The organism is Dyella sp. A6 (genome assembly GCF_036320485.1).
GTDB classification, from domain to species: Bacteria; Pseudomonadota; Gammaproteobacteria; order Xanthomonadales; family Rhodanobacteraceae; genus Rhodanobacter_A; species Rhodanobacter_A aluminiiresistens.
In genome coordinates, this window is the sequence record NZ_CP132911.1 from 1300175 (window position 1) to 1317971 (window position 17797).

Below are 17797 nucleotides of genomic sequence, written 5' to 3' on the forward strand. Positions count from 1 at the left end.
AGGCCGGAGCTGGCCTGATGGCACGATGAGACTGACCTGCAGGTTCAGCTTTCGCGATCGCCGAGGTTGGGCATGGGCATGCCCGGGTTGGCGGTCAGGTCGCGCTTGACGCGCTGCTTGTCCAGCGGCTCGCCCTTGACCTGGAACCAGACGTTCTCGGCGATGTTGGTGGCGTGGTCGCCGATGCGCTCGATGTTCTTGGCCATGAACAGCAGGTGCGTGCACGGCGTGATGTTACGCGGGTCTTCCATCATGTAGGTGAGCAGCTGGCGGAAGTAGCCGGTGTAGGCCTCGTCCAGGTCCGCATCGTCCTTCCATACCTCGTAGGCGCGGTCGGCATCGCCGTCACGGTAGGCGCCCAGCACCCCGCGTACTTCCTCGGCGGCCAGTTCGGCCAGGTGCGCCAGGCCGCCGGTCGGGGCGATCGGGGCGACCATCGACAGCGGGATCGAGCGCTTGGCCACGTTGGCGGCGTAATCGCCGATGCGCTCGATGTCGGCGGCGATGCGCAGCGCGGCGAACACGTTGCGCAGGTCGCTGGCCATGGGGGCGCGCAGCGCCAGCAGGCGCACCACGTCGTGGCTGATTTCCTGCTCGAGCTGGTCGATCGCGTCGTCGTTGTTCACGACGTGCTGGGCGGCCCGTCCGTCGCGACGTTCGACGACGTCGATCGCGGCTTCAAGCTGGCTGACTGCCAGTTCGCCCATGCGCACCAGTTCGCCGGTCAGGCGGGCCAGCTCGTCGTCGTAGCTCTTGATGATGTGGTCTTTGCCGGTATTCATGGGTGCCTCGTGATCTGCTCGGTGCGGGTGGCGCGGTTGCGTCAGCCGAAACGGCCGGTGATGTAGTCTTCGGTCTGCTTCTTGCCGGGCTTGGTGAAGAGGACCTCGGTCTTGGAGAATTCGATCAGCTCGCCCATGTACATGAAGGCCGTGTAGTCGGACACGCGCGCTGCCTGCTGCATGTTATGGGTGACGATCACGATGGTGTAGTCGTGCTTGAGCTCCTCGATCAGCTGCTCGATGCGGCCGGTGGCGATCGGGTCCAGCGCCGAGGCGGGCTCGTCCAGCAGCAGCACGGAAGGACGCAGCGCGATGGTGCGGGCTATGCACAGCCGCTGCTGCTGGCCGCCTGACAGACCCGAGCCGATCTGGTGCAGCTTGTCCTTGACCTCGTCCCACAGCGCCGCGCGGCGCAGGGCGCTCTCGACGCGATCGTTCATGTCAGCCTTGCCGAGCTTCTCGTACAGGCGGATGCCGAACGCGATGTTGTCGTAGATCGACATCGGGAACGGTGTCGGCTTCTGGAACACCATGCCGACGCGGGCGCGCAGCAGGTTCAGGTCCACGCCGGGGCCGAGGATGTCCTTCCCGTCGAGCAGCACCGAACCTTCGGCGCGCTGGTGCGGGTACAGGTCGTAGATGCGGTTCAGCACGCGCAGCAGGGTCGACTTGCCGCAGCCGGACGGTCCGATGAAGGCCGTGACCCGGTTGGTGTGCAGCGGCATCGATACGCCGTTGATCGCCTTGTAGTCGCCGTAGTAGAACGCGAGGTCGTCGATCTTGATCTTGACCTGCTCGGGGTTGATGGAACTGGCGCTCACCACGTTGTCGGCGGCTTCGGCAAGATTGGTACTGTCATTCATGGTCTTGGATTCCGGCGTGGGCGCTTAGTGGGTCTGGTTCGAGGTGAATTTCGACAGCGCCAGTCGTGCGAAGATGGTGATGAGCAGCACGAAGACGGTGATCAGCAATGCCGCGGCATAAGCCAGCGCATGCGCACTGTCGAAGGGCTCATTGATGAAGGACCAGATCACGTAGGTGAGGTAGGCGACCGGCTCCCGGGTCAGGTGCCCGTCCCACACGTAGTTGGACCAGTTGACGGTGTAGATCAGCGGCGCCGTCTCGCCCATGGAAATCGCCATGGCCAGCAGGATGCCGGTCATCACGCGGCTGAAGCACGAGCGCAGGATCACCCGCATCACCACCGTGGCATGACCGGCGCCCAGCGCATAGGCCGCTTCGCGCAGTTCCGGCGCCACGCCGCGCAGAGCCAGTTCAGTGGTGCGCAGGATATACGGGATGATCATCAGCGCCAGAGTGATGCAGCCGGCCAGCATCGAGAACTGCCAGCCCAGCCACGTCACCATGGTGATGTAGCCGAACAGACCGAACACGATGGACGGCACGCCCACCATCACGTCGGACAGGTAGCGGATCACGCGGGCGAACGGGCTGCTCTGGTACTCGGAAACGAAGATGCCGCTGAACACGCCGACCGGCGCGGCCAGGATCAGCGAGCCGACGGTCAGCGCGAAGGTGCCGATGATCGCGTTGAGCAGACCGCCACTGACGCCGTTGGTCGGTTTGGTGAACAGCTCCAGGCTCAGTGCCGGCCAGCCGCGCTTGAGCACGGTGCCGACGATGTCGAGCAGGGCGAACGCCAGCAGCGCGAAGAACAGCCCGAACACGGTCCAGCCGATCAGGTTGTACAGACGGCGACGGCGATACAGCGCGAGGTTGGTCGTGGGCGCCGACGAAGCGGTGGGGGAAAGCGTACTCACAGCGTGGATATCCTGGAGACCAGCAGGCGCGCGATGCCGTTAACCAGCATCGAGATAAGGAGCAGGATCAGGCCGATCTCGGTGATGCTGTTCACCGCCATGCCGGAGGGATCCTGCAGGGCGCTGTCGAGCTGGGACACCATGAAGGCGGCCATCGTGGAGATCGAGCTGTAGACGCGATGGGGCAGGATGTTGATGGCGTTGCCGCTGACCATCAGTACCGCCATTGTCTCGCCCAGGGCGCGCCCCAGCGCCAGGGTGCTGACGCCGATCAGCGGCAGGCGCAGGCGCGGCAGCACGATATGGCGCATCACCTCGAAACGGGTGGCGCCGGTGGCCAGGCCGGCCTCGCGCAGGGCGCGCGGCGTGGTCATCACCGCTTCGCGCATGTTCGCGGTGATCAGCGGTACCACCATCAGCGCCAGCACGATGCCCGAGGTCAGCAGGCCGTAGCCATTGCGGGTCGGCGGCGCAAAGAACGGAATGAAGCCCAGCACCTTGGACAGGAACGGGTAGAGATGCTTGGAGGCGAACGGGATCAATACCACGTAACCCCACAGGCCGAACACGACGCTGGGTACCGAGGCGAGCAGCTCGACCAGCAGCGAGGCCGGCTGGCGCAGGCGCGCAGGCACGGCTTCGGCAAGGAACACGGCGGCGCCCAGGCCGATCGGAATCGCCAGCAGCAGGGCGATCAGCGAGCTGGCCAGGGTGCCCACGATCAGGAACAGGATGCCGAACGACGCGCCGGGCATTACTTCGGCGCCGCGGACAGTGACGGCATCGCCGTACTGGTTGCCCAGGTTCCATGAACTCTGGGTCAGGAAATCCAGGCCGTTGAAGTGGATCGCCGGCCAGGCGTTGTAGAACAGGAATGCGATCAGCGCACCGATCGAGAGGGGAATCACCGCGGCAAACATGGCCACGAAGATGCGAAAAGGTCCGCCTGCATGTCGCATGTCAGGGAGCGTCCAGGTAAAGGGGTGCAATGGTCACATTATATATGGCGCATCGCAGCGAATGGACCGATACCGCATCCTTGAACAGTGCAAATGAATTCCGGAACCGGGAGGCAAGCCTGCCGCCGTGCCCGCGAGGGGCGACGGCGGCAGGGGACATCTTACGCCGCGATCAGTGGATTTCGGCGATCTGCTTCATCGTCAGCGCACGGGCCGACGGGGGCAGCGGCAGGAAGTTGACCTGCTTCAGGTACTGCATGGAGTTGCCGCCCTTCTCGTTCACGGCCCAGTTCAGGAAGTCGCGCATGACCTTGGCGGTTTCCGGCGAGGACTGCTTGCTGTTCACGATCACATACTCGTAGTTGATGATCGGATAGGACTCGGCGCCCGGCGCGAAGATCATGCTGATGCGCTCGTCCTTCGGGGTCTTCGGCACCATCGCGGCAGCAGCGGCCGGCACGGTCCGCTCGTCCAGCTTGACGAACTTGCCGGAGCGGTTCTTCAGCATCGCTTCGCCGAAGCCGGCCTTGTCGGTCTCGCTCTTGAAGCTGACGCCGACGTAGGCGATCGAGTACGGGCTGTTCTTCATCGCGGTGACCATGCCCGGGTTGCCGGTGGCACCGATCGCGCTGGGCACGGACGGCCAGCTGACGGACGTGCCGTAGCCGATCTTGTTGTGCCAGCCGGTGTCGCTGAAGCTCAGGAACTGGGTGAACATGAAGGTGTCGCCGCTGCCGTCAGCGCGGTGGATCGGCACGATTTCCTTGTGCGGCAGGGGCAGGCCGGGGTTCAGCGCCTTGATCTGGGCGTTGTCCCAGTAGCGGATCTGGCCGTCGTACATGCCGGCGATGACCGGGCCGTCCAGCTTCAGGTTCTTGTCGTTCAGACCCGGGACGTTGTAGTTGATCATCTGCGACGAGATGGCGACCGGAATGTTCAGCATCCCCGGGTTCTTCTTCATCTGCATGTCGCTGAGGTAGGCGTCGGACGCGCCGAACTGGGCTATGCCCTCGATCGACTGCGCGATACCCGTGCCGCTACCCGTGGAGGCGGTGTTGATGCGCACGTCCGGGTGGCTCTGGGTATAGGCAGGGACCCACAGGTTGAAGAGCGGGTAGAGCAGGCTGGAGCCCGTCTCCACCAGGTTGGTCGTGGCGGCGACGGCCGGGCCGGCAATGGCAATCATCGCCGCGGCGGCAATGACCACCCCCCGCTTGCTGATACGACGCTTGGCAACATGCATGGTCATGTCTGGATTCCTGATTGGATTCGAAGAGGTGACGGCTCAAATCGATAAGCCGCCGGCATTCTTTCAGTCGAATGTGACAGCTTCGTTGCATCGCCAGGGGCGATTCAGGCTGGGAAATTCTGCCTGGTGGCATGGAAATGCTGGTGGATCAGTCTGTTAGCTGGCGCAGCTCCAGGTCTTCCAGCGTCTTCCAGCGGTTGACGATTCCGCAAAACAGCCGCGCGGTCTGCTCGGCATCGTACACCGCCGAATGGGCCTGCTGGGCGTCGAAGGTCTGCCCGGCCGCCAGGACCGCCTTGCTCAGAACGGTCTGGCCATAGGCCAGGCCGCCCAGGGTGGCCGTGTCGAAACAGCTGAAGGGGTGGAACGGGTTGCGCTTGTTGCCGGTGCGGCGCACTGCGGCATTGAGAAAGCCCAGGTCGAAGGCTGCATTGTGGCCAACCAGGATCGCGCGCTGGCAGCCGCGTTCGCGCATGGCCTGGCGCACCGGCTGGAAGATGTGTTCCAGCGCGGTGCGCTCGTGCTGCGCGCCGCGCAGCGGGTTGTCCGGGTCGATGCCGGTCACTTCCAGCGCGCGCGGATCCAGATTGGCGCCGGGGAACGGCTCCACATGCGTGGACACGACCGGGTCGGGGTGCAGCCATCCCTCGTCATCCATATGAATGGTGATGGCGGCAATTTCCAGCAGCGCATCGCGCTCGTCGTCGAAGCCGCCTGTTTCCACGTCCACGACAACCGGCAGGAAGCCACGAAACCGCTCGGCCATGCGGCCGGCCATGCTGTTGTTCATCGAGCTCATGCGCGAAGCATAGCAGTCGGGCCAGTTTACGAATGGCTATCGGAATGTGCGCAATTGTCTCTGTTCTGTAACAGAGACCGAACACAATCTTAAGCAGCGGCTCACTTCCCGACGCCGCACAGACTTCGCCGGCCACCACAAAGACAGGGGGCGGTCGAGTTGATTCTTACCCTATATGTGGAGACTTATCCATGCGTTCTAAGATGCTCGCGGTAGCCATCGCTACCGGGTTGGGCGTGACCAGCTTCGCGACCGTTGCCGCGCCCGCCCAGACCCACAAGCACCATGTCAGGGTGGTCCGGACCTCGACGGCGACGGAGATCGCCGAACTCAAGGCCCAGCTGGCAGCGCTGCAGCAGAAGGTCGACCAGCTGCAGAACCAGTCCACCACGCAGGAGCAGGTCCAGCAGCAGACGGCGCAACAGGTCCAGCAGGTTCAGGCACAGCAGCAGGCCCAGGCCCAGCAGATCGCTGCCGCACCCAGCGCTGATCTTCAGAAGAAGGTCGACAACATCGAGAAGTTCGTCAATAACACTAAGATTGGCGGCAAGATGTACTTCGACTTCAGCAACATCGACCAGAAGAACAGCGACACGGGCAAGACCAACAACACCGGCTTCGGTTTCGATATCAAGCGCTTCTACCTGGGTGTCGACCACAAGTTCAACGACACCTGGTCGGCCAACCTGACCACCGACATCGGTTACTCCAGCTCCACTGGTGCGACCAACCTGTTCGTGAAGAAGGCTTACGTGCAGGGCAAGTTCGACAAGGCGTTCATCCTGCGCGTCGGTTCGGCCGACATGCCGTGGATTCCGTTCGTGGAGAACTGGTACGGCTTCCGCTACGTCGAGAACACCATCACCGACCGCCTGCATTTCGCCAACTCGGCTGACTGGGGCGCGCACGCCCTGGGTACCGCCGGTGCGTTCAACTACGCGGTGTCCGTGGTCAACGGCAATGGCTACAAGAACCCGGGTCGCAGCAAGGGCATGGATGTGGAAGCCCGCATCGGCTTCGAGCCGGTCAAGGGCCTGATGGTTGCCCTGGGCGGTTACGACGGCAACCGTGGCAAGGAAACCCAGAACACCAGCACCCAGCACACTGCCAGCCGCGGTGACCTGATGGTGGCCTATCACAGCAGCCTGTTCCGTGCCGGTGTCGAGTACTTCAACGCCAAGGACTGGAACAACGTGACCACCGTGTCCTCGGACAAGGCGCATGGTTACTCGCTGTGGGCCAGCGTGCCGCTCAATGACGAGTGGGCCGTGTTCGGCCGTTACGACAACGCCAAGCTGAGCCAGACCCTGAACCCGCAGAACAAGGACGTCTATTACAACCTTGGCCTGCAGTACAAGGTCACCAAGGGCTTCGACCTGGCCGCCGTGTGGAAGCACGACACCAGCAACAGCGAAGTCAGCACCCCGGTGCCGGCGCACGTGCAGAAGCTGAAGACCAACGAGATCGGCGTTTTCGGCCAGGTTGCGTTCTGACATCCGGACTTCCCGGAACTGTCACATGCCTGCGGCATCATGGCCGCAGGCATGCAGCAGCAAGAGATATCGTAAGGAGTTGGACCCAGGGACGGAAAACGGCGGGCTTGGCCCGCCGTTTGTTTTTCTGCATCCCGGTGGCGCTTGCCGGGTCGGCTCAGCCTGCCGGCGTCTTGGCCTTGTAGCGGCACAGGTCGCGGATCACGCAGTGCGGGCAATCCGGCTTGCGTGCCTTGCACACGTAGCGGCCGTGCAGGATCAGCCAGTGATGGGCGTCCTGCTTGAATTCGGCCGGCACCACTTTCTCCAGCTTGTCCTCGACCGCACGCACGTCCTTGCCGGGCGCCAGCCCGGTGCGGTTGGCAACACGGAAGATGTGCGTGTCGACGGCAATGGTCGGCTGGCCGAAGGCCGTGTTCAGCACCACGTTGGCGGTCTTGCGGCCCACGCCGGGCAGGGCTTCCAGTGCCTCACGGGTGCGCGGCACCTCGCCGTCGTGCTGCTCCACCAGGATACGGCACAGGGCGATCACGTTCCGGGCCTTGGCATTGAACAGGCCGATGGTGGCGATGTAGGTCTTCAGCGTGTCCTCGCCGAGGGCCAGGATCGTCTGCGGCGTGTTGGCGACCGGGTAGAGTTTGCGCGTGGCCTTGTTCACGCCCACGTCGGTGGCCTGGGCCGACAGCACCACGGCGACCAGCAGCTCGAACGGCGTTTCGTAGGCCAGCTCGGTGGTGGGCTTCGGGTCGAGTTCGCGCAGCCGGGTGAACAGTTCGATGACGTCGGCGCGTTTCATGACTGGCTGTCCTGTTGTCTTGCGCGGGCGCGGGCCAGCGCCGCCAGCACCGGATTGGACGAGGTGATGGCGGCATCGGTGGCGGCCTTGCGCCGGGCCAGCTCCGCTTCGCGCGCCTCACGCTCGCGGGCCAGGCGTGCCTCGCGGCGCTGGAAGTGCGCGCGGGCGGCGTCGGCATGCGCAGTGTCGATCTGTTCGGGCGGCATCGGTTCCAGTGCGATGCAGTCGACCGGGCAGGCCGGTACGCACAGTTCGCAGCCGGTGCAGTCGTCGGCGATCACCGTGTGCATGAGCTTGGCCGCACCGACGATGGCGTCGACCGGGCAGACCTGGATGCACTTGGTGCAGCCGATGCAGTCGGCCTCGATCACGCGCGCCAGCATGCGCGGCTTCTCGACCCCGTTGGCCGGGTTCAGCGGCAGCGTCGGGCGGTCCAGCAGCGCGGCCAGCCGGGCGATGCCGATGGCTCCGCCGGGCGGGCACTGGTTGATCTCGGCGTCACCACGGGCGATCGCCTCGGCATAGGGGCGGCAGCCGTGGTAGCCGCATTGCTCGCATTGCGTCTGCGGCAGGATCGCGTCGATGTGTTCGACCAACGTTGCCACGGCGCAGCGCTCAGCGAACGGTGGCACCCGGCTTGGCGCCCTGGTCGGCGTCCAGCAGGAACAGGTCGCTGCCACCGTCGCCGGCCGACAGGATCATGCCCTCGGACAGGCCGAAGCGCATCTTGCGCGGTGCCAGGTTGGCGATGAACACCACGTTGCGGCCGACCAGCCTTTCCGGCTCGCCATAGGCTGCGCGGATGCCGGAGAAGATCTGCCGCGTGCCCAGCGGGCCGGCGTCCAGCTCGAAGCGCAGCAGCTTGTCCGAGCCTTCCACGAACTCGCAGACCGCGACCTTGCCGATGCGCAGGTCGAGCCTGGCGAAATCGTCGATGGTGATGGTGGCGGGGGCATCGGTCGTTGCGGCGGGCTTGGCAGTGTCGTTCACGGGCTTCTTCTTCGGTGGTTCGGTTGGGGTGGCTGGTGCGCCGAGCGATTCCTTCGAGGCATCGACCATCGCTTCGATACGCTTCGGATCGAGCCGGCCGAGCAAGGGCTCGAAGGCGTTGACGGTGTGGCCGAACAGCTCGCGGCGGGCATCGTCGAAACCGGCGACCGGCGCGGCGAGGAATTGTTCGGCGGCGGCCACGGTGGCGGGTAGTACGGGTTTCAGCAGGCCGCTGAGCAGGCGGAAGCCGTGCAGCGCGAAGGTGCAGACCTGGTGCAGCTCGTCGCGGCGGCTTTCGTCCTTGGCAATGACCCACGGTGCCTTGGCCGCGATGTAGCCGTTGACCAGGTCGGCCATGGCGACGAAGCGGCGCGTGACGTCGGCGAACTCGCCGTCCTGGTACAGCGTCGCGATGCCTTCATAGTGCCCGAGCAACTGCTGCCACAGTTCGGCTTCTTCGGCGCCGAAGCGATCGGCGAGCTTGCCATCGAAGAACTTGTGCACGAAGCCCGCGGTGCGGCTGGCGATGTTCACCCACTTGCCGACCAGGTGCGAGTTGACGCGCTCCTCGAAGGCTTTCAGGTCGAGGTCCACGTCCACCGGCGTGTCGTTGAGCAGGGTGGCGAAGTAGTAGCGCAGGTATTCCGGGTGCAGGCCCGCATCGAGGTAGGTGCGGGCCTGGATGAAGGTGCCGCGCGACTTGGACATCTTCGCGCCGTTGACGGTCAGGTAGCCGTTGACGTGCAGCGCGGTGGGTGTTCGGAACTGCGCGCCATGCAGCATCGCCGGCCAGAACAGACCATGGAAATTGATGATGTCCTTGCCGATGAAATGGTGCATCTCGGCCTGGCTGTCCGGTGCGAGGAAGTCCTCGAAGCGCAGCCCGGTACGCTCGCACAGCGCCTTGAAGCTGGCGAGATAGCCCACTGGTGCGTCCAGCCACACGTAGAAGAACTTGCCTGGCGCGTCGGGGATCGGGAAGCCGAAGTAGGGCGCGTCACGCGAGATGTCCCAGTCCTTCAGGCCGCCGTCCAGCCATTCCTTCAGCTTGGCCACCACGCCGGAGTTGGCCACCGGCCGGCCGCCGGTGAGTTTGCCGCCGAACCAGTCGCGCAACAGCTGCTGGAACTTGTCCAGCTCGAAAAAGTAATGCTCCGAATCCTTCAGCACCGGTGTGGCACCGGACACCACCGAGTAGGGATCGATCAGCTCGGTGGGTGCGTAGGTGGCACCGCAGTTCTCGCAGTTGTCGCCGTACTGGTCGGGTGTCTTGCAGACCGGGCAGGAGCCCTTGATGTAACGGTCCGGCAGGAACATCTGCTTCTCGGGGTCGAACAGCTGCTGGATGCTGCGTTTGGCGATGTAGCCGCTGTCGCGCAGGCGCGTGTAGATCAGCGTCGCCAGCTCGCGGTTCTCGTCCGAGTGGGTGGTGTGATAGTGGTCGAAGTCCACGCCAAAGGCGGCGAAGTCGGCCTCGTGGCCCTGCCGGATGCCCTCGATGTAGACCTCCGGTGTCAGTCCGGCCTTTTCCGCGGCCAGCATGATTGGCGTGCCGTGTGCATCGTCGGCGCAGACATAGGCCACGCTGTTGCCCATCATCCGCTGCGCGCGTACCCAGATGTCGGCCTGGATATAGCCGAGCAGGTGGCCCATGTGCAGCGGGCCGTTGGCGTAGGGCAGGGCGTTGGTGACGAGCAGGCGGCGATTCATGCAGGTGTGATGGGTGCGGTGGCGGTCCTGCATTATGGCATGGCCGTCCAGCCGACCCGGCACGGATACGGGAAAAGGGTGCTTGCCGACGTGCCGCAGCGCGGCGAGCTTTCGCACCGCGCGATCCCGTATGTTGACTCGAGGGGCGACGTCAGGGGGAAGGCTTGAGTGTCCGCGATCAATGAGGTGGCGATGGCCGGTGAGCGCCATGGCCAGGCAGCGGCGATCCGCGCAACGCGACTGGTTTTCCTGGCCGCCGGCATCGGCGTGTCGGCGTGGGCGCCGATGGTGCCTTATGCCAAGGCAAGGCTGGGCCTGGACGACGCCACGCTGGGACTGGTGCTGCTGGCGTTCGGCGGCGGTTCGATGGTGTCGATGCCGCTGGTCGGCTTTCTGACCCATCGTTTCGGCAGCCGGCGGGTGATCGTGGCCGGCGGGCTGCTGACCGGCCTGGTGTTGCCGCTGTTGGCGGTGGTGCCGGATGCCCGCATGCTGGCCATCGCGCTGCTGCTGTTCGGGGTCGGGCTGGGCGCGATCGATGTGGCGATGAACGCGCATGCGGTGCAGGTGGAGCGTCGTGCCGGTCGGCCGCTGATGTCCGGGTTCCACGGCATGTTCAGCATCGGCGGCCTCGGTGGCGCTGCCGGCATGAGTGCGTTGCTGGCCTCCGGCGTGCCGCTGGTATTTGCCACGCTAGCGGTTTCCGTGCTGCTGCTTGCGGCGGTGCTTACGCAGTGGCCAAGCCTGCTCGACGAGGTGGCCTGGACGGCTCATCGTCCTGCGCTGGCCATGCCGCGCGGGGTGGTCCTGCTACTTGGCGTGTTGTGCCTGATCAGCTTTCTGGCCGAGGGCTCGATGCTGGACTGGAGCGCGCTGCTGCTGCGCGACTGCCGTGGATTTTCCAGCGCCTCTGCCGGTATCGGCTACGCGATGTTTTCGGTGGCGATGGCGCTGGGTCGTCTGACCGGTGACCGTGCAGTGGCCTGGCTGGGTCCAGTGCACACGGTGCGGGCCGGCGCGTGCATGGCGGCGGCGGGGTTCCTGATGGCGTCGTTGCTGCCGTGGCCGTGGATGTCGCTGGCAGGTTTCGTACTGGTGGGCATCGGCGCGGCCAATATCGTGCCGGTGATGTTCGGCGCGGCCGGCCGCTTGCCGGGTACCTCGCCGGGCATCGCCATCGCGACCGTGACCACGCTGGGCTACGTGGGCATGCTGTGCGGTCCTGCCCTGGTCGGTGTGGTGGCACACATCAGCAGCTTGCCGCTGGCACTGGCCGGGGTAGGGGTGACGTTGTTGCTGACGGCGGCTTCGGCGGGCGTGGTCGCGCCTCGGGTTTCCACATCGGACTGAGCCGGGTGCCGCATGCGGCGGATCGCGCCTGGAAAGTCGTGCACAGCAAAACGCCCCGGAAAGACCGGGGCGTCAATGGCATTGGGTGCGTGCGGTCAGTCTTGTCGGACCCAGGTCTGGCTGCGGCCCAGCAGGGCGAAGCCGATGTAGCCGTGCACGTCGAGCTTCTGGCCGCCGTCCTTGAGCTTGAGCCTCACCTTGTAGACCCTGCCGCTCTTGGGGTCGAGGATATGGCCGCCGTCCCACACGTCGTCGTCCTTGCGCACGCCCCACATGATGGTCATGCCCTCGATCGGTTGATCGTGGCGCGCGCCGTCACACTGTGTGCAGCGGGGATGTTCGCCGTCGCGGGCGATCTGCTTGGCGCTCATGTTCATGACCTTGAGCACCTTCGCCTGCAGCTCGCCGCTGGTGTCGGTGATCTGGATGATCGAGGTGACCTTGCCGCTGGCGTCGTCCACCTGCTTCCAGGTGCCGACGGGGGTGTCGTTGGCGGCGGCGAAGGCCGCGCCGGCAGTGACCAGCAGGATCGCGGCAATGGCGAGTCGGAACTTCGGCTTCATGGTGGACTTTCTCCCGTACGAAAGCGTATGGATCGAGCGTGCCGGCGCGGTCGGGGCGGCGTCAAGCTGCAATGCGCCATGATGCCAGCATCGGTGTTTCCGGGCCGCATGTGCCGGTGGCTGGCATAATGCGCGCTTCCCCATCCCAAGGTTTGTTCGCACGATGACGCAGGTCGATGAAGCACTGGTCCGCCATATACTGCAGGGGCTGACCGACCCGCATACCGGTACGCCGCTGGCCGACGCCGTGCGGGCAGTGGGTGTGGACGGCGCGAAAGTGTCGGTCGACCTACTGCTGGCATATCCGGCCGCAGGAGCGGTCGACACGCTGGCTGCCCAGGTCAGGCAGGCGCTGGAAGCGGATCCTGCGATCGAGTCCGCGGCAGCCTCGGTGAGTTGCCGCGTTCATGTGCACAAGGTGCAGGGCACGCTCGGCCCGCTGCCCGACGTGAAGAACATCATCGTGGTGGCATCAGGCAAGGGTGGCGTCGGCAAATCCACCGTGGCGGCCAACCTCGCGCTGGCGCTGCAGGCCGAAGGTGCCAGGGTCGGCGTGCTCGACGCGGATATCTACGGCCCCAGCCAGCCACGCATGCTAGGTATCAGCGGCAAGCCTGCATCGCCTGATGGCAAGAGCATCACGCCGATGCAGGCGCATGGTCTGCAGGCGATGTCGATCGGATTCCTGGTGGACGAAGAGACGCCGATGATCTGGCGCGGTCCGATGGTGACCCAGGCGATGATGCAGCTGCTGACCGATTCGCGCTGGGAGATGCTCGATTACCTGGTGATCGACCTGCCGCCCGGCACCGGCGACATCCAGCTTACACTGTCGCAGAAGGTGCCGGTGGCCGGCGCGGTGATCGTCACCACGCCGCAGGACATCGCGCTGCTGGACGCGCGCAAGGCGCTGAAGATGTTCGAGAAGGTGGAGGTGCCGGTACTCGGCGTGGTCGAGAACATGGCGACCCACGTCTGTTCCAACTGCGGGCACGAGGAACACATCTTCGGCGAGGGCGGCGGTCGCCGCATGGCCGAACAGTACGGCGTGGCCTACCTCGGCTCGCTGCCGCTGGATATCCGCATCCGCGAGCAGGCCGACGGTGGTACGCCCACCGTGGTGGCGATGCCCGACTCGGAACTGGCCGCACGCTATCGCGAAATCGCGCGCAATGCCGCAGCGCGGCTGTCGCTCCAGCCGCGAAACAAGTCGCTGGGACTGGGCAAGATCGTGGTGCAGGGCGCGCCGTCGGCATGAGTTCGCCGGTGCGGGTGTCTGGCCTGTGTGGCACCTGCGCCGCGTCTCGACCAACCGCACGCACTGGAGGCGGCGTGACATCCTGCGCATGACCCGCATGTCGCTGCCGGCTGGCGCAGCGGATGCGGTACCGTGTATTTTTGCCGCTTTGGCTCGTCTGCTGCGGGCCTCATTGCGAATCGTCCGGAGTACCCGTGAGTATCAAGTCCGACAAGTGGATTCGCCGCATGGCCGAACAGCACGGCATGATCGAGCCGTTCGAGCCAGGCCAGGTGAAGACGCGCGATGGCCAGCGGCTGGTGTCCTATGGCACCTCCAGCTATGGCTACGACGTGCGCTGCGCGCGCGAATTCAAGGTGTTCACCAACATCAACTCCACCATCGTCGATCCGAAGGCGTTCGATCCGGACAGCTTCGTCGACGTGCAGTCGGATGTGTGCATCATTCCGCCCAATTCCTTCGCGCTGGCACGTACCGTGGAATATTTCCGGGTTCCGCGCGACGTGTTGGTGGTGTGCCTGGGCAAGAGCACCTATGCCCGCTGCGGCATCATCGTGAACGTCACCCCGCTGGAACCGGAGTGGGAAGGGCATGTGACGCTGGAGTTCTCCAACACCACGCCGTTGCCGGCCAAGATCTACGCCAACGAGGGTGTGGCGCAGATGCTGTTCTTCGAATCCGACGAGCCCTGCGAGACCAGTTACCGGGATCGTGGCGGCAAGTACCAGGGCCAGCAGGGCGTGACCTTGCCGCGTACCTGAACGAGCACCACGCTGGTCGTCGTTGACGACCGCCACTGATACGGCCCGGCGCTACACTCGGACGGGCCACCGCATGAATGCAGGAGACCCGCATGACCCGTTTTTCCACGCTGCTGATCCGCGCAACCGCCGCGTTGATGCTGGGCAGCACGCTGCTGCTCGCCGGTTGCCACCGGGGCAGCACTCTGAGCTCGGCCCAGACGGCGCAGCTGGAGAAGAAGTTCGACGTGACCGTCAAGGCCTACAAGGGTGGCCAGTTCACGCTGGACGGCGCAGTGCTGTCGTCGATCGACCTGGGCAGTCATTTCGCCTACGAAAAGGACATCGGCAAGCTGCCGAAGACCGTGCTGCTGCTGCCCAGCTCCGAATACAAGATCCGCAAGGAACACCTGCAGTACATGGCCAGGATGATCCTGGACTATGGCTTCGCGGTGTACTACGACCAGAAGGGCGCGCTGCGGCAGATCAACCCGATTGATACCAAGGCGCGTCGGCTGCAGGAATATCACGCGCCGGCCAAGGTCAGCGACGGGCAGGATTGCCGGAGCGCAGCAGGTTGCGACGGTGTGAACAAGGCCGCGCAGCAACAGCAGCAAGGGCAGTGATGCGGTGACGAGCGCTCGGCACTGGGACAACATTCCCGGTGCCGGTCGGTCACACCTGGCTCCTGCTTTGCCATGCATCGAGCAGGACGCCGCAGGCGCCCTGCTCGACACCGTTACGACGTGACGGTGTCGTTCGACAGGGCCGCGCGCAGACGCTCCACCAGCAGTTCGCGCGCAGGCGCCTCCCGGCGCGGCGCCTGACCGCTTCCCCACACCGGGCCAGGCCACGCCGCATCGCCTTCGCGACGCGCCACCACGTGTACGTGCAGTTGCCGCACGATGTTGCCCAGTGCACCCAGGTTGATCTTGTCGCAGGACACGACGGCGCGCAGCGCGGCGGTCGCTATGGCGACTTCGTGCCAGAGCCGTGCCTGGTCAGCAACCGGCAGATCGCTCACTTCCGCGCATCCGGGCGTGCGCGGCACTAGGATGAGCCACGGAAAGCGGTCGTCATCCATCAGCAGGACGTCGCACAGGGACAGCGTCGCGACGCCGTGCGTGTCGGCCTGCAGGCGCGGGTCGAGGGTGAAGCTCTCGTTGCTCATGCTGCGGCCAGGTGCTTTTCGAAGAAGGCCAGTGTGCGCTGCCACGCGAGTGTGGCGCTGGCATGGTGATAGTGCGGGTCGCTATTGCGGTTGAAGGCGTGATCGGCGCCGGCATAGGTGAATATCTCGGTCTCGGGCAGGGCATCGCGATGCCGCTGCACGGCTTCAGGCGGAATCGAGGCGTCGTTGTCGCCGAAATGGAACATGAGTGGCGCCTTCGGCTCGCGTCCCAGTAGCGAAAGGTTGCGTGCGCCGTAGTAGCTCACCGAAGGCAGCCCCAACTGCTGGGCCGCAAGCAGTGCCACCGTGCCGCCCCAGCAGAACCCCACGGTGCCGATCCGGCCAGCCGAGGCGATGGCGTTGGCCGCGCTGGCCACGTCTTCCAGCGGCCGGTCCAGCCCCAGTTCGGCGACCAGTGCCCGGCCCCGGGCCAGGCCGACGTCGTCGTAATCGAGCTCCAGCCAGGCTTCCAGATGATCGAAGAAGGACGGGGCGATCGCGGTGTAGCCGGCCGCGGCGAAGCGGTCGGCGACGTCCCGCATGTGCTGGGTGACGCCGAAAATTTCCTGGATCACCACGATACCGCCCTTGGGCTTGCCGGCCGGCTCGGCCAGATAGCCGCCGATGCACTGGGTGCGCGAGGTGGGAATGTTGATGTGCTGGCCCATGGCTGCGCTCCGGTCTGGGGATGGGGCCATTGTAGCGGCGCCGTTGCGATGGAAGCGCGGTGCGCAACAGGTGGCGGGGCCGGCGGATGGCACCGCCGGGTTCGAGCTACAATGCGAGGTTTACCGCCGTCTACGGTTGCAATCAGGCCATGTCGCAGACTTCTCAGAAAATCGGTTTCGTCAGCCTCGGCTGCCCCAAGGCGCTGGTGGATTCGGAGCGCATCCTCACCCAGCTCAAGGTCGAGGGCTACCAGATCGTGCCCAGCTACAACGAGGCCGATGCGGTGGTGGTGAATACCTGCGGCTTCATCGACGCGGCGGTGCAGGAGTCGCTGGATTCGATCGGCGAGGCGCTCAGCGAGAACGGCAAGGTGATCGTCACCGGCTGCCTGGGCAAGCGCGCGGACCTGATCCGCGAGGCCTACCCAGACGTGCTGTCGATCAGCGGCCCGCAGGACTACGCCAGCGTCATGGGTGCGGTGCACGCGGCGCTGCCGCCCGCGCGCAACAAGTTCCTGGACCTGGTGCCGGACACTGGGGTCAAGCTCACGCCCAAGCACTACGCGTACCTGAAGATTTCCGAAGGCTGCAATCATCGCTGCAGCTTCTGCATCATCCCGTCGATGCGCGGCAACCTGGTCTCGCGCCCGGTCGACGAGGTGCTGCTCGAGGCCGAAAAGCTGGTCAAGGGTGGCGTCAAGGAACTGCTGGTGATCTCGCAGGACACCAGTGCCTATGGCGTGGACCTGAAGTACGCCGAGCGCCCGTGGCGGGACCGCCAGTGGCAGACCCGCATGACCGGTCTGTGCGAAGGCCTGGCCGAGCTGGGCGTATGGACCAGGCTGCACTACGTCTACCCGTATCCGCACGTGGACGAGGTGATGCCGCTGATGGCCGACGGCAAGATCCTGCCGTACCTCGACATTCCGTTCCAGCACGCCAGTCCGCGCATCCTGAAACTGATGAAGCGCCCGGGCAACATCGACAAGACGCTGGAGCGTATCCAGAACTGGCGCAGGCAGGTGCCGGATCTCACCATCCGCAGCACCTTCATCGTCGGGTTCCCTGGCGAGACGGATGCCGAGTTCGAGGAGCTGCTGGACTTCCTGCGCGAGGCCGAGCTGGACCGCGTTGGCGCCTTCACCTACTCGCCGGTGGAGGGTGCCAGGGCCAACGAACTGCCCGGCGCCGTGTCCGAGGAGCTCAAGGAAGACCGCCTGGAGCAGTTCATGGCGGTGCAGGCGGAAATCTCCGCCGCGAAATTGCAGCACAAGATCGGTCGCACGATGCGCGTGCTGGTGGACGAGGCCGGTGTCGATGGTGCCGTGGCACGTTCGGCCGCGGACGCGCCGGAGATCGACGGCACCGTGCTGATCGCCGACGGTCAGGCGCTGAAGCCGGGCCAGTTCGTCGATGTGCTGATCGAGGGCGCGGGCGACCACGACCTGCATGCGCGCCTGGCGCAGCCTACGTTGACCATCGTGTAAG

At 65.2% G+C, this 17797-nt stretch carries 18 protein-coding genes; 6 read left to right on the top strand and 12 right to left on the bottom strand.

The annotated features are described in order from the left end of the window. Window positions 1–44: 44 nt before the first annotated feature. The 6 genes from phoU to rnt form a co-directional block, all read right to left on the bottom strand. Window positions 45–782, bottom strand: coding sequence for a phosphate signaling complex protein PhoU (gene phoU / locus RA164_RS05580; protein WP_329742975.1), 738 nt, complete (start codon window positions 780–782; stop codon window positions 45–47). Between the two features lie 41 nt (window positions 783–823). Next, window positions 824–1645, bottom strand: coding sequence for a phosphate ABC transporter ATP-binding protein PstB (pstB, locus tag RA164_RS05585; protein ID WP_329742976.1), 822 nt, complete (start codon window positions 1643–1645; stop codon window positions 824–826). 24 nt (window positions 1646–1669) lie between these two features. After that, window positions 1670–2563 (bottom strand): phosphate ABC transporter permease PstA, encoded by an 894-nt coding sequence (gene pstA / locus RA164_RS05590; protein WP_329742977.1) that lies wholly within the window; start codon window positions 2561–2563, stop codon window positions 1670–1672. Further along, window positions 2560–3522 carry a phosphate ABC transporter permease subunit PstC gene (gene pstC, locus RA164_RS05595; RefSeq protein WP_329742978.1) on the bottom strand — a complete coding sequence of 321 codons (963 nt, stop codon included), beginning with the start codon at window positions 3520–3522 and terminating at the stop codon, window positions 2560–2562. Before pstC ends, pstA begins: the two co-directional genes overlap by 4 nt. A 172-nt stretch (window positions 3523–3694) precedes the next feature. Further along, window positions 3695–4771, bottom strand: coding sequence for a phosphate ABC transporter substrate-binding protein PstS (gene pstS, locus RA164_RS05600; protein WP_329742979.1), 1077 nt, complete (start codon window positions 4769–4771; stop codon window positions 3695–3697). A gap of 148 nt (window positions 4772–4919) precedes the next feature. Beyond that, the gene (gene rnt / locus RA164_RS05605) at window positions 4920–5570 is read right to left on the bottom strand and encodes a ribonuclease T (protein ID WP_329742980.1); all 651 of its coding nucleotides are present in this window, start codon (window positions 5568–5570) and stop codon (window positions 4920–4922) included. A gap of 191 nt (window positions 5571–5761) precedes the next feature. Here rnt and RA164_RS05610 point away from each other — a divergent pair, with 191 nt between their 5' ends. Then, complete coding sequence (locus tag RA164_RS05610) at window positions 5762–7063, top strand: carbohydrate porin (RefSeq protein ID WP_329742981.1); 1302 nt, start codon at window positions 5762–5764, stop codon at window positions 7061–7063. Between the two features lie 157 nt (window positions 7064–7220). Here the strand turns inward: RA164_RS05610 and nth are convergent, their stop codons facing one another. From nth to metG, 3 genes are read right to left on the bottom strand one after another with little or no spacing between them, the layout of a single operon-like run. After that, window positions 7221–7859, bottom strand: coding sequence for an endonuclease III (nth, locus tag RA164_RS05615; protein WP_329742982.1), 639 nt, complete (start codon window positions 7857–7859; stop codon window positions 7221–7223). Further along, the gene (locus RA164_RS05620) at window positions 7856–8464 is read right to left on the bottom strand and encodes an RnfABCDGE type electron transport complex subunit B (protein WP_329742983.1); all 609 of its coding nucleotides are present in this window, start codon (window positions 8462–8464) and stop codon (window positions 7856–7858) included. The genes nth and RA164_RS05620 overlap by 4 nt, the downstream gene beginning before the upstream one ends. A 10-nt stretch (window positions 8465–8474) precedes the next feature. Further along, window positions 8475–10559 (bottom strand): methionine--tRNA ligase, encoded by a 2085-nt coding sequence (gene metG / locus RA164_RS05625; protein WP_329742984.1) that lies wholly within the window; start codon window positions 10557–10559, stop codon window positions 8475–8477. 192 nt (window positions 10560–10751) lie between these two features. Between metG and RA164_RS05630 the strand changes: the two genes are divergently transcribed. After that, window positions 10752–11909, top strand: coding sequence for an MFS transporter (locus RA164_RS05630; protein ID WP_412731089.1), 1158 nt, complete (start codon window positions 10752–10754; stop codon window positions 11907–11909). A gap of 95 nt (window positions 11910–12004) precedes the next feature. On the opposite strand, the gene RA164_RS05635 is transcribed toward RA164_RS05630, so the two are convergent. Next, window positions 12005–12472, bottom strand: a complete 468-nt coding sequence (locus RA164_RS05635; protein WP_329742986.1) for a DUF2147 domain-containing protein — start codon at window positions 12470–12472, stop codon at window positions 12005–12007. A gap of 163 nt (window positions 12473–12635) precedes the next feature. Here RA164_RS05635 and apbC point away from each other — a divergent pair, with 163 nt between their 5' ends. From apbC to RA164_RS05650, 3 genes are all read left to right on the top strand, one after another. After that, on the top strand, window positions 12636–13730 hold the full coding sequence (gene apbC, locus RA164_RS05640; protein WP_329742987.1) for an iron-sulfur cluster carrier protein ApbC: 1095 nt from the start codon (window positions 12636–12638) through the stop codon (window positions 13728–13730). A 194-nt stretch (window positions 13731–13924) separates the two neighbouring features. After that, a complete protein-coding gene (dcd, locus tag RA164_RS05645) occupies window positions 13925–14491 on the top strand; it encodes a dCTP deaminase (RefSeq protein ID WP_329742988.1) in 567 nt (188 codons plus the stop codon). Between the two features lie 92 nt (window positions 14492–14583). Then, window positions 14584–15096: a hypothetical protein gene (locus RA164_RS05650; RefSeq protein ID WP_329742989.1), complete on the top strand. Its 513-nt coding sequence runs from the start codon at window positions 14584–14586 to the stop codon at window positions 15094–15096. A gap of 113 nt (window positions 15097–15209) precedes the next feature. Here the strand turns inward: RA164_RS05650 and RA164_RS05655 are convergent, their stop codons facing one another. Both RA164_RS05655 and RA164_RS05660 read right to left on the bottom strand, forming a co-directional pair. Further along, window positions 15210–15641 carry an HIT family protein gene (locus tag RA164_RS05655; protein ID WP_329742990.1) on the bottom strand — a complete coding sequence of 144 codons (432 nt, stop codon included), beginning with the start codon at window positions 15639–15641 and terminating at the stop codon, window positions 15210–15212. Next, the gene (locus tag RA164_RS05660) at window positions 15638–16309 is read right to left on the bottom strand and encodes a dienelactone hydrolase family protein (RefSeq protein WP_329742991.1); all 672 of its coding nucleotides are present in this window, start codon (window positions 16307–16309) and stop codon (window positions 15638–15640) included. Before RA164_RS05660 ends, RA164_RS05655 begins: the two co-directional genes overlap by 4 nt. A gap of 149 nt (window positions 16310–16458) precedes the next feature. Here RA164_RS05660 and rimO point away from each other — a divergent pair, with 149 nt between their 5' ends. Beyond that, entirely contained in the window at window positions 16459–17796 is a 1338-nt protein-coding gene (rimO, locus tag RA164_RS05665; RefSeq protein ID WP_329742992.1) for a 30S ribosomal protein S12 methylthiotransferase RimO, read from the top strand. The last annotated feature ends 1 nt before the right edge of the window (window position 17797 follow it).

Coding starts and splice junctions, on each gene's coding strand:
- phoU (WP_329742975.1), bottom strand. CDS start 782: ATGAATACCGGCAAAGACCACATCATCAAGAGCTACGACGACGAGCTG.
- pstB (WP_329742976.1), bottom strand. CDS start 1,645: ATGAATGACAGTACCAATCTTGCCGAAGCCGCCGACAACGTGGTGAGC.
- pstC (WP_329742978.1), bottom strand. CDS start 3,522: ATGCGACATGCAGGCGGACCTTTTCGCATCTTCGTGGCCATGTTTGCC.
- pstS (WP_329742979.1), bottom strand. CDS start 4,771: ATGACCATGCATGTTGCCAAGCGTCGTATCAGCAAGCGGGGGGTGGTC.
- rnt (WP_329742980.1), bottom strand. CDS start 5,570: ATGAGCTCGATGAACAACAGCATGGCCGGCCGCATGGCCGAGCGGTTT.
- RA164_RS05610 (WP_329742981.1), top strand. CDS start 5,762: ATGCGTTCTAAGATGCTCGCGGTAGCCATCGCTACCGGGTTGGGCGTG.
- nth (WP_329742982.1), bottom strand. CDS start 7,859: ATGAAACGCGCCGACGTCATCGAACTGTTCACCCGGCTGCGCGAACTC.
- metG (WP_329742984.1), bottom strand. CDS start 10,559: ATGAATCGCCGCCTGCTCGTCACCAACGCCCTGCCCTACGCCAACGGC.
- RA164_RS05630 (WP_412731089.1), top strand. CDS start 10,752: ATGGCCGGTGAGCGCCATGGCCAGGCAGCGGCGATCCGCGCAACGCGA.
- RA164_RS05635 (WP_329742986.1), bottom strand. CDS start 12,472: ATGAAGCCGAAGTTCCGACTCGCCATTGCCGCGATCCTGCTGGTCACT.
- apbC (WP_329742987.1), top strand. CDS start 12,636: ATGACGCAGGTCGATGAAGCACTGGTCCGCCATATACTGCAGGGGCTG.
- RA164_RS05650 (WP_329742989.1), top strand. CDS start 14,584: ATGACCCGTTTTTCCACGCTGCTGATCCGCGCAACCGCCGCGTTGATG.
- RA164_RS05655 (WP_329742990.1), bottom strand. CDS start 15,641: ATGAGCAACGAGAGCTTCACCCTCGACCCGCGCCTGCAGGCCGACACG.
- RA164_RS05660 (WP_329742991.1), bottom strand. CDS start 16,309: ATGGGCCAGCACATCAACATTCCCACCTCGCGCACCCAGTGCATCGGC.
- rimO (WP_329742992.1), top strand. CDS start 16,459: ATGTCGCAGACTTCTCAGAAAATCGGTTTCGTCAGCCTCGGCTGCCCC.